Origin of the sequence: Amycolatopsis sp. M39 (assembly GCF_001651785.1) — a bacterium.
GTDB lineage: Bacteria > Actinomycetota > Actinomycetes > Mycobacteriales > Pseudonocardiaceae > Amycolatopsis > Amycolatopsis rubida.
On record NZ_LWSF01000003.1, the window covers coordinates 87,505 to 112,425 of the forward strand.

Sequence of the window (24,921 nt, forward strand, 5' to 3'; positions counted from 1 at the left end):
CGGAGGGTTGACGGGTGGCTGCCGAGGAAATCAGGAACCTGATCGTCGTCGGGTCGGGTCCTGCCGGTTACACCGCAGCGGTCTACGCGGCACGCGCACAGCTCGAACCTCTGGTGTTCGAGGGCACGCAGTTCGGCGGTGCGCTGATGACGACCACCGAGGTCGAGAACTTCCCGGGCTTCCGCGACGGGATCCAGGGCCCGGACCTGATGGAGGAGATGCGCAAGCAGGCCGAACGGTTCGGAGCCGAGCTGCGCGCGGAAGACGTCGAGTCGCTTGAGCTGACCGGCGAGGTGAAGTACGTCGTCGCGAACGGCCAGCGCTACGCCGCGCGCGCCGTCGTGCTGGCGATGGGCGCCGCCGCGCGGTACCTGAAGGTGCCGGGCGAGCAGGAGCTGCTCGGCCACGGAGTGTCCGCCTGTGCGACCTGTGACGGTTTCTTCTTCCGCGACCACGACATCGCGGTGGCCGGTGGAGGCGACTCGGCGATGGAGGAGGCGACCTTCCTCACGAAGTTCGCCAAGTCCGTGACGATCGTGCACCGCCGCGACGAGTTCCGGGCCTCGAAGATCATGCTTGAGCGCGCTCGCGCGAACGAGAAGATCAAGTGGCAGCTGAACTCGCAGATCACCGGGGTCGAGGGCGACGGGACGGTGTCCGGCCTGAAGGTGCGCGACACGAAGTCCGGCGAGGAGAAGACGCTCGACGTGAGCGGGTTCTTCGTCGCGATCGGCCACGATCCGCGCAGCGAACTGGTGCGCGGTCAGGTGGACGTGGACGAGGACGGCTACGTGCTCACCCAGGGCCGCACGTCGTACACGAACCTGCCCGGGGTGTTCGCCGCGGGCGACCTGGTGGACCGCACTTACCGGCAGGCGATCACCGCGGCCGGTTCCGGCTGCAGCGCGGCGATCGACGCGGAACGATGGCTCGCGGAGCACGGCGAGACCGAGGCGAACGAAGCACCGGAGCTGGTCGGCGGCGGCTACGGCGTCGGCGAGCACTGACTTTTCCACCGAGTTGAAGGAGCAAGCGATGTCCGAACCCGTGAAGGTGACCGACAAGTCGTTCGTGGACGACGTCCTGACCAGCGAGAAGCCCGTTCTCGTCGATTTCTGGGCGACCTGGTGCGGGCCGTGCAAGATGGTCGCCCCGGTACTCGAGGAGATCGCGAAGGAAAACGGCGACAAGATCAAGGTCGCGAAGCTCGATATCGACGAGAACCCGAACACGGCGCGTGACTACCAGGTGATGTCGATTCCGACGCTGATCCTGTTCCAGGGCGGTAAGCCGGTGAAGCAGATCGTGGGCGCGAAGCCGAAGGCCGCGCTGCTGTCCGATCTCGCCGACGTGCTCTGAGCGGTCCACCTGCTGAGAACCCGGGCCAGCGGCGATCGACTCGCCGGTCCGGGTTCTCGCTCGTTCGGGAACCACCCGCGCGGGGGTGTGCGCGCAGGTACGCCCGGCGTGTCCCGGCAACCGGCGCGCACCCCTCCGATGGCGCACCGACCGGGCCTGCGTCCTTACCGAGAGTTCACAGGGCACAATGGGTGCCTGGGTACACCCCTACCCGGGTTTCTGTTTCGCATCGAGCCGGTTTCGGTGCCTGAGGAAGAGCGAGGAGTGCATGCGGGTACTCCGCCGCGGTGACGCCGGTCCCGACGTCGCCGAGATCAGGTCGATCCTTGCCGGGATGGATCTGCTCCCGCCGGTGGCGGGGACCGAGCGGTACAACACGTTCGACGTCGCGGTGGAGCAGGCCGTGCGCGCGTTCCAGCAGCGCCGCGGGCTCATCACCGACGGGGTGGTGGGCCCGGCGACGTACCAGGCGCTCAAGGGCGCCAGCTATCACCTCGGGAGCCGCCCGCTCCAGTACCTTTTGTCGTCGCCGGTGCAGGGCGACGACGTTTTCACTCTTCAGGAGCGGCTCACCGAGCTGGGCTTTGACGCGGGCCGCCCGGACGGCTACTTCGGTCCCCAGACCGAGCGCGCCCTGCGCACCTTCCAGCGCGACATGCGGCTGACGTCGGACGGTATCTGCGGCCCGGCCACCATCCGCGAACTGCACCGCCTGTCGTCGCCGCGCGCCCGCGGCGGCCGCCCGGTTTTCCTGCGCGAGCAGGAGCAGGTGCGCCAGGCGGGCCCGCGTCTGCGCGGCAAGCGCATCGTGATCGACCCGGGCCACGGCGGCGAAGACCTCGGCGTGGTCGCCGGCGGCCTGCGCGAAGCGGACATCGCCTGGGACCTGGCGCGCCGGCTTGAAGGCCGGATGCAGGCCACCGGCATGGAGGCCCTGATCAGCCGGGGCCCGAACCACAGCCCGACGGATTTCGAACGCGCCCGTTTCGCCAATGACGCCGGCGCGGATCTGTTCCTGTCGCTGCACAACGACAGCAACCCGTCGCCGCGCGCGCAGGGCGTGGCGAGCTTCCACTTCGGCACCGGCAACGGCACGACGTCCACCGTCGGCGAACTGCTGGCCGGCTTCATCCAGCGCGAGGTCGCGGCCCGTACCGGCCTGCTGGACTGCCGCACGCACTACAAGACGTGGGAGATCTTCACCCGCACGCGCTGCCCGGCGGTCCGCGTGGAAATCGGCTACCTGACAAACCCGGACGACGCCGCCCGCCTCGGCGACCCCGCCTTCCGCGACGTCGTGGCCGAGGGCATCCTCATCGCGGTCAAGCGCCTCTACCTCCTCGGCGAAGGCGACCAGCCGACCGGCACGTTCACCTTCGCCGACGTCCTGGCCCACGAACTGGCCAAGGCCGAATAGCTCTCGCTATTCACCCTCGCGGTTCGTCCCTGCCCCTAGCTACGCCCTGATTCGCCCTGCCCCGGCCCTTGCCCGCGAATACCGCCAGGGCCCCGCTCAGCGCGCCCCGACGCCCCACCGCCCGCTCAGCCCCCGCCTGCTCCCGTTTACCCGTGCTGACCCGCACTCACCTCTACCAACCACTACCCACAGTCACCGCCAGCCGCCTCCCCCTCGGCCGAGTCTCCCCACGACTCCAGCCCCACCCCCACACCCCGCCATCCGCACCCAGAACACCAAACAACCGGAGCCACCACACCGCTTAACCGGCGCCACAAGAACTTGCGCCCCACCGCCACAACACCCACCACACCTGGGGGCAGCCCCCACCCTTCCCGGGGGGGCGTCCCCAGATCCATTCTATCCATCCACAGCTTTTCCACGGCCTCTATCTGCAATCTGTGGATAACTCGGGGACTCTTCCACAGTTGTGCACAGGTACCGGGAGTGGGTGTTTTCCGAGCGAATCGGAAGTGGTATAGAGCTCGTCGGGCGCGGTCTGGCTGCAACGGAACTCCACCCGAGTCGGCGGCGGAGAGGCTGGGGCTGACCTCGGGCGATGCGGTTCGAGCGGCTGCGTACCGGGTCGGGAATGGGTGGATTGCGGAGCGCATGAAGCGGACGAGACCCGGTAGCTGGCGCGGCGGTCGGCACGGAGAGTGACCGGCCGGCCGGGGAGTGGCGGGGCACTGCGGGCTAGCCAGGCGGGTCGTTCATGGTGGGTGTCAGCGAGGTCATTCTGGCTGATCTGCCCGGCCCAGGTGCGAAGCTCCGGTCAGGCGCGAAGCTCCGGTCAGGCGCGAAGCTCCGGTCAGGCGCGAAGCTCCGGTCAGGCGCGGCCGAGGCTCGGTTCCGCGGTCGTGATCGTCACTTGGCCCAGCAGACGTTCCAGCGCGGCTTCGACGTCTTCCTTCCAGCTGATCGCCGAGCGCAGTTCCAGGCGCAGTCGCGGGTACTTGGGGTGCGGACGCACCGTTTTGAAGCCCACGCTTTGCAGGAAAGCCGCGGGCAGCACGCACGAGTGCTGGCCCAGCGGATCCTCGTCGTCAGGGGTGGCGTCGCCGAAGGATTCGATCGCGCGGACGCCACGTTTGGTCAGGTCCTTCGCCACGGCCTGCACCAGCATCCGGCCGAGGCCGCCGCCGCGGAATTCCGGCAGGACCTGGGAGGCGGTGAGCAGGACGGCGTCGGCGCTCGGCGGCGACGTCGGGAAGGCGAGCGAGCGGGGCACCGCGTTCGGCGGGGCGTAGAGCACGAACCCGACCGGCAGTGTGTCGCTGTAGACGATGCGGCCGCAGGAACCCCATTCCAGCAGCACGCTGGACACCCAGGCTTCCTTCTCGACCTCGGTGGAGCCGTACTCCTCGGCCTGGGCCTTCAGATGCGGCGCGAGCTCCCAGTACACGCACTGCCGGCAGCTCTTCGGCAGGTGCTCAAGATTGTCCAGGGTGACGCCCACCACGCGACGTGACACCTGAAACCTCCCTGAACCCCGCAACTCCGGCATCCGCGCCCGCAAGAGCGCAGGCAGCGCCGGAAGAACCATCCCGAGGATAGGCCGATGTGACAAGCGCCGGAAGAGCGGGGAGCCGGAAGAGGCCGCGGTTACACTCGATGGATCTACCAGCAGGTACCACCGAGCCCTCAGGTGTCCGATGACCGAGAACCGCCCAGCAAAGCCGCAGACCGGCCGCCACAATCTCGACCCGCACCTCGACCGGTACGCAGCACGTACCGCCGGGATGACCGCATCCGAGATCCGCGCGCTTTTCGCAGTGGCAAGCCGGCCGGAGGTCGTCTCGCTCGCCGGCGGCATGCCGAACCTCGCCGCGCTGCCGCTCGACACCCTCTCGGCTCAGGTCGGCGAGATCATCGCCGAGGAGGGGCTCGTCGCCCTGCAGTACGGGTCTGCGCACGGGATCCCCGCACTGCGTGACCAGATCTGCGAAATCATGGCTCTGGAGGGGATCAAGGCGCACCCCGACGACGTCGTGGTCACCGTCGGTTCCCAGATGGGCCTCGACATGGTGACCCGGCTCTTCTGCGACCCGGGTGACGTCGTGATCGCCGAAGGCCCGTCGTACGTCGGTGCGCTCGGCTCGTTCTCCGCCTACCAGGCGAACGTCGTGCATGTCGCGATGGACGAGCACGGTCTCGTGCCCGAAGGGTTGCGGGAAGCCTTGCGCCAAGCCGAAAAGGCCGGGCAGCGGGTCAAATTCCTTTACACGATCCCGAATTTCCACAACCCGGCCGGCGTGACGCTGTCGGTCGAGCGGCGTCCGGAAATCGTGGAGATCTGCCGCGAGCACGGCGTGCTGATCATCGAGGACAACCCGTACGGCCTGCTCGGTTTCGACGGCCAGACCTACCCGGCGCTGCGCTCGCTCGACCCGGACAACGTCGTGTACCTCGGCTCGTTCTCGAAGACGTTCGCCTCCGGGCTGCGCGTCGGCTGGGTGCTCGCGCCGCACGCGGTGCGCGAAAAGCTTGTGCTGGCAGCGGAATCCGCGACGTTGTGCCCGCCGACCTTCAACCAGATGATCGTCTCGCGCTACCTCACGACGCACGACTGGAAGGGCCAGATCAAGAAGTTCCGGGAGAACTACCGCGAACGCCGCGACGCGATGTTGTCGGCGCTGCAACAGTATCTGCCGCCCGGCTGCTCCTGGACCAACCCCGACGGCGGCTTCTACGTGTGGGTCACCGTGCCGGAAGGCGTTGACACCAAGGCGATGTTGCCGCGCGCGGTCACCGCTCGGGTCGCGTACGCGTCCGGCACCGGTTTCTACGCTGACGGTTTCGGCTCCCGTCAGATGCGGTTGTCCTACTGCTATCCGACGCCGGAGCGCATCCGCGAGGGCGTGCGCCGGCTCGCCGCGGTGCTTGAGTCCGAAATGGACCTCAGCCGCACCTTCGGTAGCGTGAAGGCGCGCACCATCCCGGGGCCCGAGACCCCGTCTCCGGACACGGTCTGACCGGCCCAGCAACACTAAGGAGTTCCCACGGTGGTCGACCGTACCGTTGCCGTGCTCGCCGGCGGGCTTTCCCACGAACGCGACGTTTCGCTCCGCTCCGGACGCAGGCTGTCCGCCGCGCTGCGGGCCGAGGGCCTCACGGTGGAGGAGTGGGACACCGACGCCGGGCTGCTGGAACGGCTGCGCACGCAGCGTCCGGACGCGGTTGTCGTCGCCCTGCACGGCGGCGAGGGCGAGAACGGCTCGGTGCAGACCGTGCTGGAGATGCTCGACGTGCCGTTCGTCGGCACCCACTCGCAAGGCTGCCGCCGCGCCTGGGACAAGCCGACCGCGAAGGCGTTCGTGCAGCAGGCCGGATTCTCGACGCCGGACTGGATTGTGTTGCCGCACAGCACTTTCCGCGAGCTGGGCGCGCAGTCAGTGCTCGACGCGATGGTGGAACGGCTCGGCCTGCCGCTGATCCTCAAGCCGGATCAGGGCGGGTCGGCGCTCGGCACGCAGGTGGTCCGGGAAGCGGCGGAGCTGCCCGCGGCGATGGTCGGCTGCTTCGCCTACGGCGACACCGTGCTCGCGGAACGGTTCGTGGACGGCGTTGAAGTGGCCGTCACGGTCATCGAAGGGGAGAACGGGGCCGTGGCCCTGCCCGCGGTCGAAATCGTGCCGGAGAGCGGCGTCTACGACTACACCGCGCGCTACACCGCGGGTCTCACCGACTTCTTCTCCCCGGCCCGGATTTCCGACGAGGCCGCGAAGGCAGTCAGCGAACTCGCAGTCGGCGCGCACCGGTGGCTCGGGCTGCGCGACATCTCGCGCACCGACGCGGTGATCACGCCGGACGGGGGAGTCCACTTCCTCGAAGTGAATCTCTCGCCGGGTCTCACCGAAACGTCGACGGTGCCGATGGCGGTCGAAGCCGCCGGCACCACACTCGGCTCAGTTTTCGCGGACCTCGTCGCGCGTGCCGTCGCCCGCGCGAACTAAAACCAGGCGGACGGGGGCGGGCGGCGGACTGCCGCCCTTCCCCGCGCCGGTCGATTCCAGCGGCCACTCCGGGTAACCATGGCTGCCTCGATCCGCAATCATCACCGTGACGAAACGACCCTGGGTGATCCCTAATCGGTTTCGTCGCTCTGATTCGCCGATTTTTCCCCAGAATTCGCGTCGATGATCCCGACGATCCGCTCAAGATCGTCGACCGACCCGAACTCGAGAACAATGCGCCCCTTGCGCCGGCCGAGGTCGACCTTCACCCGGGTGTCGAATCGATCGGACAGCCGGTTCGCGAGTTCCTGCAATCCGGGTGCTTGCATCGGCTTGCGGGGGGCGGCCTTCGGCTTCGCCGGCTTCTCGCTCTTCTTCAGCGTGACGGCTTCCTCGGTGGCACGCACCGACATGCCCTCCGCGACGATCCGCGCCGCCAGTTCTTCCTGGCTTTCCGGATCCTCCAACGACAGCAGCGCCCGCGCGTGCCCGGCCGACAGGACCCCGGCGGCCACCCTCCGCTGCACGGGGAGGGGGAGTTTGAGCAACCGGATGGTGTTCGTGATGACCGGACGGCTGCGGCCGATGCGACCGGCCAGCTCCTCATGTGTCACCGCGAACTCGTCGAGCAGTTGCTGATAAGCCGCCGCCTCTTCGAGCGGGTTCAGTTGCACGCGGTGGATGTTCTCCAGCAGCGCGTCCCGCAACATCGACTCGTCGGCGGTTTGCCGGACGATCGCGGGGATCGCCTCTAGTTCCGCCTGTTGCGAGGCGCGCAGCCGACGCTCGCCCATGACGAGTTCGTACTCGTCGTTGCCGAGTTCTCGGACGACGATCGGCTGCATGAGCCCGAACTCGCGGATCGAATGCTCGAGTTCGGCGAGCGCTTCCTCGTCGAAAACCTGGCGAGGCTGCTTCGGGTTCGGTTTGACCGAGCTGACCGGGATCTCGCGATAGACCGCGCCGGCGACCTCGCCGCCCGCGATTGGCTGGCCCGCCGCGCCGTTCGCCGCGAACCAGCCCTTGTCCTCGCGCGCCGCCTCTGCGGCCGCGGGCGCGCTGGTGTCGCTCGCGGCCGGAGACGTCGCCGGCCCGGTGGGAATCAGGGCCGCCAGTCCGCGGCCGAGTCCTCCTCTGCGCTCAGTCATGTGGTGCTGCTCCTCTCGTTCACACCCCGCTCGGCGATCTCCTTCGCCGCGTCGAGATAGCTCATGGCACCACGTGAACCGGGGTCGTAGGAGAGGACAGTCTGGCCGTAGCCAGGTGCCTCGGACACCTTCACGCTGCGCGGGATGACGGTCTTCAGCACCGTGTCGCCGAAGTGGTTCCGGACCTCGTTGGTCACCTGGTCGGCCAGCTTGGTGCGACCGTCGTACATGGTGAGCAGAATCGTCGACACGCTGAGTTCGCGGTTGAGGTGCTGCTGCACGAGTTCGATGTTGCTGAGGAGCTGCCCGAGACCTTCGAGCGCGTAGTACTCGCACTGGATCGGGATGAGCACTTCCTGCGCAGCCACCATCGCGTTGACGGTGAGGAGACCGAGCGACGGCGGGCAGTCGATGAAGACGTAGTCGACGCCGAGCTCGTCGAGCGCCCCGGACGACAGCGCCTCCTTGAGCCGCGTCTCGCGGTTCGCCATGGAGACGAGTTCAATCTCGGCACCGGCGAGGTCGATCGTCGCGGGCACGCAGTAGAGGTTGGGGGACTGCTCGCTCTGCTGCGCGGCCTCGGCGATCGAGACCTCGCCGATGAGCACCTCGTAAATCGAGGGCGTCCCGGAACGGTGGTCGATGTCGAGTGCGGTGCTGGCGTTGCCCTGCGGGTCAAGGTCGATCACCAACGTTTTCAGCCCGTGCACGGCGAGCGCCGCGGCCAGGTTGACGGTGCTCGTCGTCTTGCCGACCCCGCCCTTCTGGTTGGCGACGGTAAGCACCCGGCGGCGAGACGGCCGGGGGAGTACCCCTTCCTTGGGGTGGAGCACGCTCGCGGCGCGAACGGCTTCTTCAGCGATCGGCGTCCAGCCCATCTCTTGGCTGGCCTCCGCGGAGTCGGACGGCGGGGGATTCACCGGTCTCGACACCTCCTCCTGGTAGACGATTCGGGGCGTTCACACCGCGATGTTTCACGTGGAACGGCGCGGCTGTTGTCGTTCGCTAGCTCCGTCTGCCGCGTGGCCGGTTCGGCTTCGGCGGCAGGCGACGGATCAGGACCACCGTGCTGGGGACTTCGAGAACCGCCTTCCCGCATTCCGCGACCTGTGGTTCGGCACCACCAGCCTTGCGCACCGCGTCGCGGTCACGGGAGATCTCTTCGGCAGCACTGGCGCCTTTGAGGGCAACCAGTCGACCTTCGGGACGAACCAGGGGAAGGCACCAGCCCGCGAGCCGAGCAAGAGGGGCGACCGCGCGGGCGGTGACGACGTCTGCGCCACTCAGCTGCTCGCGTACGGACCGCTCCTCGGCGCGTCCACGGACGATGGTGATCGGGAGTTCCAGATTCTCGGCGACCTCGGCCAACCAGTCAATCCGGCGAGCCATGGGTTCCACGAGCACGATATCGAGGTCCGGTCGAGCGATCGCCAGCGGTACTCCCGGAAGCCCCGCGCCCGACCCGACATCGACCACGCGCGCCCCGGACGGGATCTGCTCGCCGATCACCGCGGAGTTCAGCACGTGCCGTTCCCACAGCCGCTCGACCTCACGCGGTCCGATCAAGCCTCGCTCGACCCCATGAGTCGCCAGCAGCTCCACGTACCCGGCGGCTTGCTCGACGCGCTCCCCGAACACCTCCACCGCCGCGGTCCGGACCGTCCCGGTGGCGCCGTCCAAGCTCACTACTCCCACTCCTCGCTCCGCGCGTTTCACGTGAAACGCGCTCGCTTGATTGTCCCTGATGCCGACGCCAAATCGAGCCGACAGACCGCAACTGTGGACAACTCCACTCAGACGCCGAGCGATCCACAGGTCGTTTCACGTGAAACGCGATCGCCCGGGTGCGGCAAGGGCGGGGAGTTTCACGTGAAACGCCACGCGTGTAATTCGCTCCGCCGCCGAGCCACCGCGGCACCCGCGCCGGAAGCCTGAGAGGCCGGGAGAGAGGAGCAGACGAGTTGCGGCACGACGAACGAGATCAGCCAGCTCGGCGCACGAACCCACCGAACGGAAGACCGCAGCCACCGGCCGAGTACGCGAAGCCGGAGGCGAGCGATGGAGGCACCGAGCGGTGCGGCCGGAGACGGAGTGGTCCGGAGGGAAGCCAGCGCCGAGTGGCCGGGCCGTTCAGCGGGACCGACCGAGACAGTCGGCTGAGACAGTCGGCTGAGACAGTCGGCTGAGACAGTCGGCTGAGACGGCGTGCCCCATCTCCGCCGACGAGTCGGAAGCAGGCACAAAAAAAGCGGCCCACCGGATTAATTCCGGTGGGCCGCTTCGGCTCAGTGCTCAACGCGGATCATCGCGTCCGAGGGCTCAGTCCTCGGGGAAGATCACCACGCGGCGCTTCGGGTCCTCGCCCTCGCTCTCGCTCGTGACGCCCTTGACCGTCGCGACCGCGTCGTGGACGACCTTGCGTTCGAACGGGCTCATCGGCTGCAGGCGAACCCGCTCGCCGCTCGACAGCACCGACTCGGCGGTGGACCGGCCGAGTTCGCGGAGCTCCTCGCGACGGTCCGCGCGCCAGCCGGCGATGTCCAGCATCAGCCGGCTGCGCGAGCCGGTCTCCTGCTGGACCGCGAGACGAGTCAGCTCCTGCAGCGCTTCGAGCACCGTGCCGCGGGGGCCGACCAGCTTCTCCAGGTCGTCGCCGCCGTCGATGCTGACGATCGCGCGGCCCGCCTCGACGTCCAGGTCGATGTCGCCGTCGTAGTCGAGCAGGTCCAGCAGACGCTCAAGGTAGTCGCCGGCGATGTCGCCCTCTTGCACGAGAGCGTCGTCACCGCCCGCCTTCGGCTCGGCCGGTGCGCTCGTCTCTTCCTGATCGGCGTCGATCGTGTCGACCGTCTCCGACATCTTTCGTCTCCTCTCCGAACCCGAAGCGTCAGCGACGCTTCCGGCCCGACTTCCTGTTCGAGTCCTTGAGGAGTCCGGGCACCCCGGTGCCGTTCTCCTTCGATCCGTTCTGGGTCGACGTCTGCTCCGGCGCGCTCTCCGCCGGTTCGGCCGCCTTCTTCTCCGAGGAAGCGACGCCGCCGGACTTGCCTGCCGACGAGGTCTGCGCGAAGCCGTGCGCCGAACCCGCCTTGGTCACCTTGCCCTGCTGGCCCTGCTGCTGGTTCTTCTTCTGCTGCACCGGCTTCTGCCCGACCTTCGGCGCGGTCGGCTTCTGGCCCGGCTTCGGGCCGAGCGACGCGCGCTTCTCGGCCGCCTCCGCCTTGCGGGCCGCCTCTTCCTTGTCGATCTTCGTGTAGACGAGGCGCTGCTGCATGAGCGTCCAGCCGTTGTTCGCCAGCCAGTAGAAGAGCAGGCCGAGCGGGAAGAAGGCACCAAACACGAGCACGCCGAGCGGGAAGACGTACATGGTGAGCTTGTTCATGATCGCGGTCTGCGCGGTGCCCGCGGCCGACGCGTTCTGCCGGGAGACCGAGTGCCGTGCGGTGAGGTGCGTGGCGATCGAGGCGATGATCATCAGCGGCAGCGCGACCGGGAGGACCTCCCAGTGCCACCCGCCGTTCGCGACGTGCCCGGCGACGGCGCCGACGCCGTTGTTGACCGCCTCGCCCATGTTGACGCCGAAGAGCTTCGCGCTGACGTACGAGTTCACGTCCTGCGCGTTGAAGAAGTAGTTCTCGGTCTTCGGACCGCCGCCAGCGGGCGACATGGTGAACGCGCGCAGCACGTGGTTCAGGCCGATGAAGACCGGGATCTGGAGGATCATCGGAAGGCAGCTGCCGAGCGGGTTGACGCCGTGCTCGCGCTGGAGCTTCTGCATCTCCTGCGCCTGGCGCTGCCGGTCGTTCGCGTACTTCTTCTGGATCTTCTTCATTTCCGGCGCGAAGTCTTGCATCTTCTTCATCGACCGGACCTGGTTCACGAACGGCTTGAACATGATGCCGCGGACGGTGAACGTCAGGAAGATGATGCCGAGGATCCACGAGATCGCGGTCGCTTCCCCGAAGACGAACCCGAAGACCTTGTGCCAACACCACAAGATGAAGGACACGGGGTAGTAGATGAAATCGAGCACTGAGCTACTCCTCGATCGGTGTTTCAGGCGTGCGGTGCCGCCACGAGAACTTCTCGGGCACCGGGTCGCGGCCGGGCGGGGTCCACGGGCCGCAGCGAAGCAGCCGGCGCAGCGCGAGATAGGAGCCCTTGGCCGCGCCGTGGCGGGTCAGGGCTTCGACTGCGTACGCGCTGCAGCTCGGGTAGAACCGGCAGGCCGGAGGAAGGAAGGGCGAAATCGCCTTGCGGTAGAACCGCACGGGAAGGAGCAGCACCCACGCGACCGGTCCCGGCCGGGGCGGCGACTCTTCCTCGGGTACTTCGGTGGTGCTGTGTTCGGAGGTGGCGTCCATAGCCGTTTACACCGCTGATCCGTGGTCGGGTGCCGCGCCCTGCTGGCGCGGCTGCCGGGGAGCATTGGCCCCGGCCGGGCGGCCGGACGGCGCGAGGCCGAGCCGGCGCAGTGCGGCGTCGAGATCCGCGCCGAGCTCAGCGCTCGACGCGGACGCGGCCGGAGGCAATGCCCGTACCACCAACGAGCTGCCCGCGGGCAGTGTTCCGAGACGCGCGGAAACCAGGTGCCGCAACCGCCGGGTCACCCGGTGGCGCACCACCGAGTTCCCGACGGCCTTGCTCACCACAAAACCCGCCCTGGCCGCGAACGAGGCGGCCACGGACGGGTCCGTGGTCAACGCATGGACGACGAGGCGGCGCCTGCCGGCTCGGGACCCCCGGCGGAGGACGACCCGGAAGTCCTCGCTCCGCCGCAGACGTGCGCCAGCGGGCAGCACGACGCGGTCCCGCGGAGCCGGATCAGGCGGACAGCTCGGCGCGGCCCTTGCGACGGCGCGCCGCGAGGATCGACCGGCCCGCACGGGTCCGCATGCGCAGGCGGAACCCGTGGGTCTTCGCGCGACGACGGTTGTTCGGCTGGAAGGTGCGCTTGCCCTTGCTCACTGCTTCTCCTGTGTCTCGGCCGTCGGGCGACGGCGGATTCCCCGGCGCCCGGCGTGTCGTGCGGGTCGCACGGAAGTTCGTGCTGTCTCCTACCACCGGGTGGCCTCGTCACGACGAGCGACGACATACGTAGGCACGCGAAACGCACCCGTCGCATACGGGAGACCTTACGAGGGTACGCACCCCGGTCGTGAACGCCGCAGGCGCCCCTCCGCCACCCTCGGCGACCGACCGGCGAGACTGCCTTCCGGCACGGCGCGGCACCGAATGGCAACACGCCGTACACCGTGAAATGCTTGCGCAGCACCACGTCTTGTGGCATCGAGCAGGGCTTGTTAGCGTGCCTCTCTCGGCCTCCGGCCAGGACTGATCCGGCCTCGCCGGCGCCGGGGGGTGTGGAGGCGCCCGGGGAGTACGCCGAGCCCGCAGGTCGCCTGGCTGCGGACGGCCGTACATTAGTGCACAGCTGTGGACAACTTTGTGGATATCGCTGTGCCGTCGCGCGGGTGAGTCCGGACCGCGGGCTCGAGGCGAGCTTCCAAGACGTGCTCGGGGTGGGTCCGAGGCGTGCGCGCCGACGAGGGGAGGGGAGTCAGACCGGTGTCGGAGCACCAGCACAATCTGGGCGTCATCTGGGAGCAGGTGGTGCGGGAGCTGTCCAACGGCACCCTCTCCCCGCAGCAACGAGCCTGGATGCGGGTGACCCGCCCGATCGGTCTCCTCGACGGCACCGCGCTGCTCGCCGCACCGAGCGATTTCGCGAAGGAAGCCATCGAACGCGCGCTGCGCACCTCGATCACCGAAGCGCTGTCCCGGCGGCTCGGCCGTCCGGTGTCGCTGGCGGTGAAGGTCGACAGCGCCGAACCGGTCGCGCCCGCCCCCCGCTATGCGGCGTCACCCGCCCGGGTGGAAAACGATGTCCCCCGGCCGGAGCCGGTTCCGCAGGCGAGCCCGCACACGGACAACGGCCAGGCCGACCACGTGCGTGCGGAGCGCCCGAAGCCGATGCCGCCGCCGCGCCGGCCTCAGGTCGACGCGGCCGGTCTTCCGCCCGCGCGCGTCGAGCCGCCGCCACCGCCTCCGCAGCAGCCGGTGCACCCGGGCCTCGACGACCTCGAAGACCCGGACGAGGAAGTCGACGAAGAGGGCGAAGCGCTGGCGACCGCCAACGAGATCTGGCCCCGGTTCGCCGGGCAGCCGATCGCGGGCCAGCCCTATACCGCTCCCGCGCAGCCGCAGACCTCGAAGACGAAGCTGAACGAGAAGTACAACTTCGACACCTTCGTCATCGGCGCGTCCAACCGCTTCGCGCACGCCGCCGCGGTCGCCGTGGCCGAGGCACCGGCACGGGCGTACAACCCGCTGTTCATCTGGGGCGAGTCCGGGCTCGGCAAGACGCACCTGCTGCACGCCGTCGGGCACTACGCGCAGCGGCTGTTCCCCGGCATGCGCGTGCGCTACGTCTCGACCGAAGAGTTCACGAACGACTTCATCAACTCGCTGCGCGACGACCGCAAGGTCGCCTTCCAGCGGCGTTACCGCGACATCGACATCCTGCTCGTGGACGACATCCAGTTCCTGGAGGGCAAGGAAGGCACCCAGGAGGAGTTCTTCCACACCTTCAACACGCTGCACAACGCGAACAAGCAGATCGTGGTCAGCTCCGACCGGCCGCCCAAGCGGCTGGAGACGCTGGAGGACCGGCTGCGGACGCGGTTCGAATGGGGCCTGATCACCGACATCCAGCCGCCGGAGCTGGAGACCCGGATCGCGATCCTGCGCAAGAAGGCGGCGCAGGACCGGCTCGCGGTGCCCGGCGAGGTGCTGGAGTTCATCGCGTCGCGGGTCGAGGCGAACATCCGCGAACTGGAGGGCGCGCTGATCCGCGTCACCGCTTTCGCGTCGCTGAATCAGCAGCCGGTGGAAGTCGGGCTCGCCGAGATCGTGCTGCGCGATCTGATCCCGGATTCGCACACGCCGGAGATCACCGCGCCGACCATCATGGGCGTCACCGCCGAGTTCTTCGACGTGACGCTCGACGAGCTGTGCGGCCCTGGCAAGACGAAGGCGCTCGCCACGGCCCGCCAGATCGCGATGTATCTCTGCCGCGAGCTGACCGAGATGTCGCTGCCGAAGATCGGGCAGACGTTCGGCGGCCGCGACCACACGACCGTCATGCACGCGGACAAGAAGATCCGCAAGGAGATGGCCGAGCGCCGGCGGATTTACGACCAGGTGCAGGAGCTGACCTCACGGATCAAGCAGCGCGCCCGGCAGTAGCCGGCTGCCGCGTTTGGACACTCTCTTGTAGACAGTTCTGTTTCGACGCCAAGGGCACCACGGACCTCCGTGGTGCCCTTTTTGCTGCCATGACTGGCTTCTCGCGCGTACGCAGCTGAAGCGTGCGTACGGGTCGGCAGCGGAACGAAGCACGCGTACGCATCCACAGACGTCCACAGCCTGTGTACACAGAATTTCTCAAACTTATTGATACACAAGGGGTTTTCCCCAGGGTGTGGGCAGTTTGCCCACAGTGCCAACAGATCTCGGAGCTGCGATGACCCGGATTCGATCCACATCCCGCTCACACCGAATCCACAGGTTGTCCCCAGGGTTGTCCACGCGGATTCCCCAGGTTGCCCACAGGTCATCCACAACTGTGGGTCGTCACTCACCAGGGCGATCCCGGCCGCTTCGGCTGCCCCCAGAACCTGGGTACAACTCGGCCCCAACCTGGGGACAACCCTGGGGACAACTGGGCCCGACTGTGGATGAATCGGGGACGGCTCGAAACCATCCACGGATCGCCCGAACCATCCACCGATCCGCCACCAGGGCTGCCCACAAGCCGCCGCGCGCCACGACCAGCGCGAACGGGCGCTATCCACACAATCCACAGCCCCTATTACTGCTACTGGTTTTTGTTCTCTTCTTAGAAAGAACAGAACAAAAACAGGCGGAGGACGAAACTGGGGACAACCCGAGATTCGTGTCGTCTTGTCGACAAAGTGAAGGGGAGGCCGAGGTGACGGCACCCCCGGCGACGGCCTAACGTGGATGTCTGCAGCTGGTCCGTTCCCGCGCGGGGCGGACCGGACCGGCGGGGACCCGGTCGCGCGCGGTGCTCACGACTGGTGCCCGGCGACCCCTTCACGAGCCGAGGGGCTCGGCTGTCGAAAGGAAGCGCGCATGAAGATCCGCGTCGAGCGCGACGGGCTCGCCGACGCCGTCGCGTGGGTGGCCAGAAGCCTCCCCTCCCGGCCTCCGGTGCCGGTCCTGGGCGGCGTCCTCCTCGACGCGGGCTCCGGCGGGGAGTCCGACGCGCTCACGGTCTCCGGCTTCGACTACGAGGTCTCGGCCACGGTCGGCGTTCCCGCGACCATCGCCGACGGCGGACGGCTGCTCGTCTCCGGTCGCCTCCTCGCCGACATCACCAAGGCGCTGCCCGCGCAGCCGGTGGAGATCTCCGTCGACGGCGCCCGCGCCACCATCACGTGCGGCAGCGCCCGGTTCAGCCTCCCGACCATGCCGGTCGAGGACTACCCGCAGCTGCCGTCCCAGCCCGCGCGTGCGGGTGAGCTCACCGGCGACGTCTTCGGCCAGGCGGTCACCCAGGTCGCCACCGCGGCCGGCAAGGACGACACGCTCCCGATGCTCACCGGCATGCGCCTGGAGATCTCCGGCGAGACGCTCACCCTCGTCGCCACCGACCGGTTCCGGCTCGCCATGCGCGAGTTCACCTGGAAGCCCGCCGAGGGCCTGTCCGACGCCGCGGTGCTCGTCCCCGCGCGCACGCTCGCCGAAGCCGCCAAGACACTCGGCGGCGCGGGCACCACCGTGCAGCTCGCGCTCGCTTCCGGCGACGGGCTGCTCGGCCTGTCCGGGGCCGGCCGCTACACGACCACCCGGCTGCTCGACGCCGAGTTCCCGCCGTATCGCCAGCTGCTGCCCGCGAACCATACCTCGCGCGCGGTCATCGAGGTCAGCGCGCTCACCGAGTCGATCAAGCGTGTGTCGCTAGTGGCCGAGCGCGGCACCCAGGTGCGGCTCGAGTTCGCAGACGGCTCCCTGCGGCTGTCCGCAGGCGGCGACGACGAGGGCAGCGCCGAGGAAGAACTCCAGGTCGACTACGAGGGCGAGCCGGTCACCATCGCGTTCAACCCCGGCTACCTCGTCGACGGGCTCGGCGCACTGCACAGCGACCGGGCCGAGCTGACGTTCACCACGCCCAACCGCCCGGCGCTGATCAAGCCCGCCGACGCCGAAGGCAACGTCGTCCCCGGATATCTCTACCTGCTCATGCCGGTCCGGCTGCCGGGCTGAGCGCCGCGCGTCCAACCGAGGAAAACCGATCCAATCCAAAGGGGATCTCATGGTTCAGCTGGGTCTCGTCGGCCTGGGCAAGATGGGCTTCAACATGCGCGAGCGGCTGCGCGCCGCCGGGCACGAGGTGGTCGGCTACGACCGCAACCCCGACGTGAGCGACTCGACCTCGCTCGAAGACCTCGTCTCCCAGCTGTCCGGTCCCCGCATCGTGTGGATCATGGTCCCGGCCGGGGAGCCGACCCGGCAGACCGTGACCGAACTCGGGCAGCTGCTGTCCGAGGGCGACCTGGTGATCGACGGCGGGAACTCGAAGTTCACCGACGACAAGCTGAACGCCGATCTGCTCGCCTCGCACGGCGTCGGCTACCTCGACTGCGGCGTCTCCGGCGGCGTGTGGGGCAAGGACAACGGCTACGGCCTGATGGTCGGCGGGGCGGCGTCGGACGTCCAGCGTGCGATGCCGATCTTCGACGCGCTGCGTCCGGAAGGCCCGCGCGAGGAAGGCTTCTCGCACGCGGGCTCGGTCGGTGCCGGGCACTACGCGAAGATGATCCACAACGGCATCGAGTACGGCATCATGCAGGCCTACGCCGAGGGCTTCGAACTGCTCGAAGCCGCGAAGACCGTCGATGACGTGCCCGCCGTGATCAAGGGCTGGCAGCGCGGCACCGTGGTCCGCTCCTGGCTGCTCGACCTGCTGGTGCGCGCGCTGGACGAGGACCCGGACCTGGACGACCTGGAAGGCTACGTCGAGGACTCCGGCGAAGGCCGCTGGACGCTGGAGGAAGCGGTCAACAACGCGGTGCCCGCCCCGGTGCTCTCGGCCGCGCTGTTCGCCCGGTTCTCCTCCCGGCAGAAGGATTCCGCCGCGATGCGTGCCGTCGCCGCGCTGCGCAACCAGTTCGGCGGCCACGCTGTGAAGAAGGCCGGGAGCTAGCCTCCCGCGGTCCCTGCCCGTGTATCTGCGACATCTCCAGGTCACCGACTTCCGGTCCTGGCCGCTGGCCGACCTCGCCCTCGAACCGGGGCCGGTCGTGCTCGTCGGCCAGAACGGCCGGGGGAAGACGAACCTGCTCGAAGCGATCGGCTATGTGGCGACCCTCGGTTCGCACCGGGTCGCCACGGACGCCCCGCTCGTCCGGCACGGCTGTGAGCGCGCGCTCGTCCGGGTCGCGGTCGTCAACGAAGACCGCGAGCTGACGGTCGAACTCGAGATCACGCCTGGTCGCGCCAACCGTGCCCGAGTGAACCGCGGTGCGGTCGGCAAACCGCGCGACGTGCTCGGCATTCTGCGTACGGTGCTGTTCTCTCCCGAGGACCTCTCGCTCGTGCGCGGCGATCCGAGCGAACGCCGTCGGTTCATGGACGAACTGCTCGTGCTTCGCGCGCCTCGGTACGCAGGCGTGCGCGCGGACTACGAGAAGGTGCTTAAGCAGCGCAACGCGCTTCTCAAGACCGCGGGCAAACGCCGTACTGGTCGCGAAGACCCGTACGCACTGTCGACGCTCGACGTGTGGGACGACCATCTCTCGGTGGCTGGCGCGCAGCTGCTGGCGGCGCGGTTGAACCTCATCGCAGACCTCGCGCCGTACACGGCCGACGCCTATATGGGGGTCGCGCCCGACTCTCGCCCGGCGAAGATCGCGTACAAGTCTTCGCTCGGCGAAGCGCTGCCGCCCTCGTACGGAGTGCCTGGCGGCGAGCGTGCTGAGACAGAGGTACTGCGCGAGCTGTTGCTGAAGGCGTTGGCTGGCACGCGGCGGCAGGAACTGGAGCGAGGGATCAGCCTGGTCGGTCCGCATCGGGACGAACTGGAGCTGATTCTCGGCGAAGTGCCGGCGAAGGGGTACGCGAGCCACGGCGAGTCTTGGTCGTTCGCGCTCGCGTTGCGGCTCGGAAGTTACGAACTTCTGCGCGCCGAAGCGGGTGAACCGGTCTTGTTGTTAGACGATGTGTTCGCCGAACTCGACCGCAAGCGCCGGGCTCGGCTGGCCGAGGTCTCCGCGAGCGCCGAACAGGTCCTCATCACCGCGGCGGTGGCCGAGGACGTGCCCGAGGAGCTGGCCGGCGCGAGGTTCACGGTGGCCGACGGGGAGGTGAACCGTGCCTGAACAGCCACGACGACCACGCGGGGTGACCGGAGTCACGCGGGTTGCCCACCGATCTGGGGACAAACCTGTGGACAGTGTGGATAAACCCGGAGCCGGGTTATCGCCCCGCGTGACGAACCGGCCGGATGGCGGTCTTGACACCCCGGAAGCGGGCGACACTTCCGGAAATCCCGCGCGCGGCGCGACGGAGCGTGACAGTTCCACTGGGCCGAACGAGAGGCCCGCTGGGGACAAACCGAGCGGCCGCGACCTCGCGCACGCCGCGCTCGAAGCGGCGAAGGCGAAAGCCCGCGAGCGCGGAGCCCCGCCGAACCTCCGGCGCGGCCGGATCAGCGGGGGCGGCGGGCAGAACCGGGCGCGCAGGCGCTGGTCCGGTCCCGGCGCGGATCCGCGCGACCCGCAGCCGCTCGGTCGCCTCGTCTCGCGGCTGATTTCCGACAGCGGCTGGCAGGACACGATGACCAACGCGCGCGTGTTCGGGCAATGGGCCCGGCTCGTGGGCGAGGACGTCGCCGAACACGCCCAGCCGGTGGCGTTGAAAGACGGCGAGCTGACCGTCCGCGCGAGTTCCACCGCGTGGGCGACGCAGTTGCGGTTGCTGCAGGGCAAGTTGCTGGCGAAGATCGCCGCGGGCGTCGGGAACGGCGTGGTCAAGCGGATGCGGATCCAGGGCCCGACCGCTCCGAGCTGGCGGAAAGGGCCCCGGCATGTGCCTGGTCGCGGGCCGCGTGACACGTACGGCTGACGGGGGTTGCGCTCTGGCGGATGAGTTCCCCGAGAACCGGGCCGCGCGGGTTCAGATACGAGATGACTCAACTGAGGGTGATTTCGTCCCTCTGCGACCGGCTGAGGGGTGTCCTAGCCGCATGTGAGCGCGTGCGGGCAAGTACACTGTTGTAGTAGCGGGCGTCCGCTCGGGCGAGACGAGGAGAATCAACGCCGGTGACCGAGAACAAGAGCGAGTACAACGCGTCGTCCATCACCGTGCTCGAAGGCCTCGAAGCAGTTCGCAAGCGCCCCGGCATGTACATCGGTTCCACCGGTGAGCGCGGTCTCCACCACCTGGTCCAGGAGGTGGTGGACAACTCCGTGGACGAGGCGATGGCGGGGTACGCCACCAAGGTCGAGGTTACCCTGCTCGCGGACGGCGGGGTGCGGGTAGTCGACGACGGTCGCGGCATTCCGGTGGACATGCACCCCAAGGAGAAGAAGCCGACCCTCGAGGTCGTGCTCACCATCCTGCACGCGGGCGGCAAGTTCGACAGCGACTCCTACGCGGTTTCCGGCGGCCTGCACGGCGTCGGCGTCTCGGTGGTGAACGCGCTGTCCACGAAGCTGCTCGCGGAGATCAAGGTCGGCGGCCGCAGCTGGCGCCAGGAGTACACGAACCAGGTTCCCGGCCCGCTGGAAGACCTTGGCCCGGCCAGCGACACGGGCACCACCATCACCTTCTGGGCCGACGGCAGCATCTTCGAGACCACCACCTACAACTTCGAGACCATCTCGCGCCGCTTGCAGGAGATGGCGTTCCTCAACAAGGGCCTCACCCTGTCGCTGCGCGACGAGCGCGTCGCCGACGAGGAGACCGAAGAGGACGCGGCGGGCAAGCAGGCCAGGGTCAAGGAAGTCGTCTACTGCTACCCGGGCGGGCTTGAGGACTTCGTCAAGCACATCAACGGCAGCAAGGACCCGATCCACGAGAGCGTCATCTCCTTCGACGCCAAGGGCTCCGGCCTTGAGGTCGAGGTCGCGATGCAGTGGAACACCGGGTTCACGCCGTCGGTGTACACCTTCGCCAACACGATCAACACGCACGAGGGCGGCACGCACGAAGAGGGCTTCCGGGCCGCGCTCACCCGCGTGGTCAACGCGTACGCGCGCGAGAAGAAGCTGCTCAAGGAGAAAGACGCCAACCTGACCGGCGACGACGTGCGCGAGGGGCTTGCCGCGATCGTGTCGATCAAGCTGTCCGAACCGCAGTTCGAGGGCCAGACCAAGACCAAGCTGGGCAACAGCGAGGCCAAGACGTTCGTGCAGCAGCAGTCGAACGAATGGCTCGGCGACTGGTTCGAGCGCAACCCGAGCGAAGCCAAGACGATCATCAACAAGTCGATCTCGTCGGCGCAGGCCCGGCTCGCCGCCCGCAAGGCGCGCGACCTGGTGCGGCGCAAGGGCGCGCTGGAGATCGGCGGCCTTCCGGGCAAGCTGAAGGACTGCCGCTCCAACGACCCCGGCGAGTGCGAGCTCTACATCGTGGAGGGCGACTCGGCTGGCGGTTCGGCCAAGGAAGGCCGCGACTCGATGTACCAGGCGATCCTGCCGATCCGGGGCAAGATCATCAACGTCGAGAAGGCCCGCATCGACCGCGTCCTCAAAAACACCGAGGTCCAGTCGCTGATCACCGCGCTCGGCACCGGCATCCACGACGATTTCGACCTCTCGAAGCTGCGGTATCACAAGATCGTGCTGATGGCCGACGCCGACGTCGACGGCCAGCACATCACCACGCTGCTGCTCACCCTGCTGTTCCGGTTCATGACGCCGCTGATCGAGCACGGCCACGTGTTCCTGTCGCGGCCGCCGCTGTACAAGATCAAGTGGCCGCGGGCGGAGCCGGAATACGCCTACTCGGACAAGGAACGCGACGCGGTGATCCAGGCAGGCGTCGAGTCCGGCCGCCGTCTTCCGAAGGACGACGCGATCCAGCGGTACAAGGGTCTCGGCGAGATGAACGCCGAGGAGCTGTGGGAGACCACGATGGACCCGGCGAACCGGCTGCTCGGGCAGGTCACCCTCGACGACGCTGCGCAAGCCGACGAACTGTTCTCCGTGCTGATGGGCGAGGACGTGGAAGCGCGCCGCTCGTTCATCACGCGCAACGCCAAGGACGTGCGCTTCCTGGACGTGTAGGCGTCCCCTGCTAACCCGCTTCCCCAGGACTGCTCACCGAGAAGGACCCCATGACGGAAACCTTGCCGCCGGAACACGACCGGATCGAACCGGTCGACATCCAGCAGGAGATGCAGCGCTCCTACATCGACTACGCGATGAGCGTCATCGTGTCGCGGGCGCTGCCGGACGTGCGCGACGGCCTCAAGCCGGTGGCGCGCCGGATCCTGTACTCGATGTTCGACTCCGGGTTCCGCCCGGACCGCGGGTACAACAAGTGCTCCCGCGTCGTCGGCGACGTCATGGGCAACTACCACCCGCACGGCGACTCGGCGATCTACGACGCGCTCGTGCGGCTCGCCCAGCCGTGGTCGCTGCGCTACCCGCTGATCGACGGACAGGGCAACTTCGGCTCGTCGGGCAACGACCCCGCGGCCGCGATGCGGTACACCGAATCCCGCCTCGCGCCGCTCGCGATGCAGATGCTCGCGGACATCGAAGAGGACACCGTCGATTTCCGCGACAACTACGACGGGCGCACCCAGGAGCCCGACGTGCTGCCGTCGCGGTTCCCGAACCTGCTGGTCAACGGCGGTTCCGGGATCGCGGTCGGGATGGCGACGAACATCCCGCCGCACAACCTGCGCGAGGTGTCCGAAGGCGTCGTATGGGCGCTGGAGAACCCGGAAGCGACCGACGACGAACTGCTGGCCGCGCTGCTCGTGCGGATCAAGGGCCCGGACTTCCCGACCAAGGCGATGATCCTCGGCACGTCCGGCATCGAGGACGCCTACCGCACCGGCCGCGGTTCGATCCGGATGCGCGCGGTCGTCGAGGTCGAAGAGGACGCGAAGGGCCGCACGATCCTGGTCGTGTCCGAGCTGCCCTACCAGGTGAACCCGGACAACCTGGTGGAGAACATCGCGCACCTGGTGCGCGACGGCAAGATCACCGGCATCGCGGACATCGCGGACGAGTCCAACAGCCGCTCCGGCATGCGGATCGTCGTCACGATCAAGCGCGACGCGGTGGCGAAGGTGGTGCTGAACAACCTGTTCAAGCACACCCAGCTGCAGCAGAACTTCGGCGTGAACATGCTGGCGCTGGTCGACGACGTGCCGCGCACGCTGCGGCTCGACCAGATCATCCGGCACTACGTGAAGCACCAGGTCGACGTGATCGTGCGGCGCACCCGGTTCCGGTTGCGCAAGGCCGAGGAACGGGCCCACATCCTGCGCGGCCTGGTCAAGGCGCTGGACATGCTGGACGAGGTGATCGCCCTGATCCGGCGGTCGCCCTCGGCCGACGAGGCCCGGCCGGGCCTGATGTCGCTGCTTGAGATCGACGAGATCCAGGCCACCGCGATCCTGGACATGCAGCTGCGCAGGCTGGCCGCGCTGGAACGGCAGCGGATCATCGACACCCTGGCCGAGATCGAGCTGGACATCGCCGACCTCAAGGACATCCTCGCGAAGCCCGAGCGGCAGCGGTCGATCATCCGCGACGAGCTGATGGAGATCGTCGACAAGTACGGCGACGACCGGCGCACGCAGATCATCCCGTTCGACGGCGACGTGTCGGTCGAGGACCTGATCGCGCAGGAAGACGTCGTCGTCACCATCACCCGCACGGGCTACGCCAAGCGGACGAAAACCGATCTGTACCGGTCGCAGAAGCGCGGCGGCAAGGGCGTGCAGGGCGCGACGCTGAAGCAGGACGACATCGTCCAGCACTTCTTCGTGTGCTCCACGCACGACTGGATCCTGTTCTTCACGAACAAGGGCCGGGTGTACCGGGCGAAGGCCTACGACCTGCCCGAGGCCAACCGCAACGCGCGCGGCCAGCACGTGGCGAACCTGCTCGCGTTCCAGCCGGACGAGCAGATCGCCCAGGTCATCGAGATCCCGAACTACGAGGTCGCGCCGTACCTGGTGCTCGCCACGCAGCGCGGCCTGGTGAAGAAGACGAAGCTCACCGACTTCGACTCCAACCGCGCGGGCGGCCTCATCGCGATCAACCTGCGCGAGGGCGACGAGCTGATGGGCGCGGTGCTGGCCGCGGCCGAGGACGACCTGCTGCTGGTGTCCGCAGGCGGCCAGTCGATCCGCTTCCACGCCACCGACGAGGCGCTGCGCCCGATGGGCAGGCCGACCTCGGGCGTGCTGGGCATGCGGTTCAACGACGGCGACGAACTGCTCGGCATCAGCGTGGTCAAACCGGACAAGTTCCTGCTGGTCGCCACGGACGGCGCGTATGCGAAGCGGACGCCGATCGAGGACTATCCGGTACAGGGCCGCGGCGGCAAGGGCGTGCTCACCATTCAGCACGACAGCAAACGTGGCAGGCTGGTGGGGGCACTCATCGTCGACGAGGACGACGAGCTGTTCGCCATCACGTCCAGCGGCGGGGTCATCCGCACGCCGGCGCGGGACGTGCGCAAGGCGAGCAGGCAGACCAAGGGCGTTCGGCTGATGAACCTTGGTGACGGAACCACTCTTCTCGCGGTCGCACGCAACGCGGACGAGGGTTCGGACGTCGCCAATGGTGGCGAGGACTCCGCCGAGGAAGCTTCCGAGGCTTCGGAGACTCCGGAAGTCTCGTCCGAGACGGTTTCGGAGGAAGCGGCGGAGGCTACGCCAGAGGAGCCCACAGCAGAAGACGGCACGGCGCCGGAGCAGTGATCGGCGCCCCACGCACGGGTAAGGACT

General features: G+C 68.3%; 21 protein-coding genes. 12 read left to right on the plus strand and 9 right to left on the minus strand.

All coding sequences use genetic code 11. The annotated features are described in order from the left end of the window. Positions 1 to 14 precede the first annotated feature (14 nt). From trxB to A4R44_RS09200, 3 genes are all read left to right on the plus strand, one after another. Entirely contained in the window at positions 15 to 1,007 is a 993-nt protein-coding gene (gene trxB / locus A4R44_RS09190) for a thioredoxin-disulfide reductase (protein WP_067578294.1), read from the plus strand. 28 nt (positions 1,008 to 1,035) lie between these two features. Continuing rightward, entirely contained in the window at positions 1,036 to 1,359 is a 324-nt protein-coding gene (gene trxA / locus A4R44_RS09195; protein ID WP_067578295.1) for a thioredoxin, read from the plus strand. Between the two features lie 268 nt (positions 1,360 to 1,627). After that, positions 1,628 to 2,776, plus strand: a complete 1,149-nt coding sequence (locus A4R44_RS09200; RefSeq protein WP_067578297.1) for an N-acetylmuramoyl-L-alanine amidase — start codon at positions 1,628 to 1,630, stop codon at positions 2,774 to 2,776. Positions 2,777 to 3,644: 868 nt separating this feature from the next. On the opposite strand, the gene A4R44_RS09205 is transcribed toward A4R44_RS09200, so the two are convergent. After that, entirely contained in the window at positions 3,645 to 4,289 is a 645-nt protein-coding gene (locus A4R44_RS09205; protein WP_093572290.1) for a GNAT family N-acetyltransferase, read from the minus strand. Positions 4,290 to 4,470: 181 nt separating this feature from the next. Here A4R44_RS09205 and A4R44_RS09210 point away from each other — a divergent pair, with 181 nt between their 5' ends. Together A4R44_RS09210 and A4R44_RS09215 are read left to right on the plus strand one after the other, a co-directional pair. Next, complete coding sequence (locus A4R44_RS09210; protein ID WP_067578299.1) at positions 4,471 to 5,790, plus strand: PLP-dependent aminotransferase family protein; 1,320 nt, start codon at positions 4,471 to 4,473, stop codon at positions 5,788 to 5,790. A 30-nt stretch (positions 5,791 to 5,820) separates the two neighbouring features. Next, positions 5,821 to 6,771 carry a D-alanine--D-alanine ligase gene (locus A4R44_RS09215; RefSeq protein WP_067578302.1) on the plus strand — a complete coding sequence of 317 codons (951 nt, stop codon included), beginning with the start codon at positions 5,821 to 5,823 and terminating at the stop codon, positions 6,769 to 6,771. Positions 6,772 to 6,902: 131 nt separating this feature from the next. Here A4R44_RS09215 and A4R44_RS09220 read toward each other — a convergent pair whose 3' ends face one another. From A4R44_RS09220 to rpmH, 8 genes are all read right to left on the minus strand, one after another. Further along, positions 6,903 to 7,919 carry a ParB/RepB/Spo0J family partition protein gene (locus tag A4R44_RS09220; protein WP_067578304.1) on the minus strand — a complete coding sequence of 339 codons (1,017 nt, stop codon included), beginning with the start codon at positions 7,917 to 7,919 and terminating at the stop codon, positions 6,903 to 6,905. After that, positions 7,916 to 8,839: a ParA family protein gene (locus A4R44_RS09225; protein ID WP_067578306.1), complete on the minus strand. Its 924-nt coding sequence runs from the start codon at positions 8,837 to 8,839 to the stop codon at positions 7,916 to 7,918. Before A4R44_RS09225 ends, A4R44_RS09220 begins: the two co-directional genes overlap by 4 nt. A gap of 85 nt (positions 8,840 to 8,924) precedes the next feature. Then, positions 8,925 to 9,605 carry a 16S rRNA (guanine(527)-N(7))-methyltransferase RsmG gene (gene rsmG, locus A4R44_RS09230; protein ID WP_067578308.1) on the minus strand — a complete coding sequence of 227 codons (681 nt, stop codon included), beginning with the start codon at positions 9,603 to 9,605 and terminating at the stop codon, positions 8,925 to 8,927. Positions 9,606 to 10,238: 633 nt separating this feature from the next. Further along, on the minus strand, positions 10,239 to 10,778 hold the full coding sequence (locus tag A4R44_RS09235; RefSeq protein WP_067578310.1) for a R3H domain-containing nucleic acid-binding protein: 540 nt from the start codon (positions 10,776 to 10,778) through the stop codon (positions 10,239 to 10,241). Positions 10,779 to 10,806: 28 nt separating this feature from the next. Beyond that, positions 10,807 to 11,952, minus strand: a complete 1,146-nt coding sequence (gene yidC, locus A4R44_RS09240) for a membrane protein insertase YidC (RefSeq protein WP_067578312.1) — start codon at positions 11,950 to 11,952, stop codon at positions 10,807 to 10,809. Positions 11,953 to 11,956: 4 nt separating this feature from the next. Next, the gene (gene yidD, locus A4R44_RS09245; protein WP_067578314.1) at positions 11,957 to 12,283 is read right to left on the minus strand and encodes a membrane protein insertion efficiency factor YidD; all 327 of its coding nucleotides are present in this window, start codon (positions 12,281 to 12,283) and stop codon (positions 11,957 to 11,959) included. Between the two features lie 6 nt (positions 12,284 to 12,289). Further along, positions 12,290 to 12,721, minus strand: a complete 432-nt coding sequence (rnpA, locus tag A4R44_RS09250) for a ribonuclease P protein component (RefSeq protein ID WP_067578316.1) — start codon at positions 12,719 to 12,721, stop codon at positions 12,290 to 12,292. A gap of 22 nt (positions 12,722 to 12,743) precedes the next feature. Further along, positions 12,744 to 12,887, minus strand: a complete 144-nt coding sequence (gene rpmH, locus A4R44_RS09255) for a 50S ribosomal protein L34 (protein WP_067578318.1) — start codon at positions 12,885 to 12,887, stop codon at positions 12,744 to 12,746. A 600-nt stretch (positions 12,888 to 13,487) separates the two neighbouring features. On the opposite strand from rpmH, the gene dnaA reads away from it, so the two are divergent. From dnaA to gyrA, 7 genes are all read left to right on the plus strand, one after another. Further along, positions 13,488 to 15,167, plus strand: coding sequence for a chromosomal replication initiator protein DnaA (gene dnaA, locus A4R44_RS09260; protein ID WP_067578320.1), 1,680 nt, complete (start codon positions 13,488 to 13,490; stop codon positions 15,165 to 15,167). Positions 15,168 to 16,076: 909 nt separating this feature from the next. After that, the gene (dnaN, locus tag A4R44_RS09265) at positions 16,077 to 17,210 is read left to right on the plus strand and encodes a DNA polymerase III subunit beta (protein ID WP_067578322.1); all 1,134 of its coding nucleotides are present in this window, start codon (positions 16,077 to 16,079) and stop codon (positions 17,208 to 17,210) included. Between the two features lie 49 nt (positions 17,211 to 17,259). After that, complete coding sequence (gene gnd, locus A4R44_RS09270) at positions 17,260 to 18,150, plus strand: phosphogluconate dehydrogenase (NAD(+)-dependent, decarboxylating) (protein WP_067578324.1); 891 nt, start codon at positions 17,260 to 17,262, stop codon at positions 18,148 to 18,150. A gap of 19 nt (positions 18,151 to 18,169) precedes the next feature. Next, entirely contained in the window at positions 18,170 to 19,324 is a 1,155-nt protein-coding gene (gene recF, locus A4R44_RS09275) for a DNA replication/repair protein RecF (RefSeq protein WP_067578326.1), read from the plus strand. A gap of 109 nt (positions 19,325 to 19,433) precedes the next feature. Beyond that, positions 19,434 to 20,069 (plus strand): DciA family protein, encoded by a 636-nt coding sequence (locus A4R44_RS09280; RefSeq protein WP_067578328.1) that lies wholly within the window; start codon positions 19,434 to 19,436, stop codon positions 20,067 to 20,069. Positions 20,070 to 20,266: 197 nt separating this feature from the next. Beyond that, on the plus strand, positions 20,267 to 22,234 hold the full coding sequence (gene gyrB, locus A4R44_RS09285) for a DNA topoisomerase (ATP-hydrolyzing) subunit B (protein WP_067578330.1): 1,968 nt from the start codon (positions 20,267 to 20,269) through the stop codon (positions 22,232 to 22,234). Between the two features lie 50 nt (positions 22,235 to 22,284). Further along, positions 22,285 to 24,894 (plus strand): DNA gyrase subunit A, encoded by a 2,610-nt coding sequence (gene gyrA / locus A4R44_RS09290; protein WP_067578332.1) that lies wholly within the window; start codon positions 22,285 to 22,287, stop codon positions 24,892 to 24,894. Positions 24,895 to 24,921: the final 27 nt, after the last annotated feature.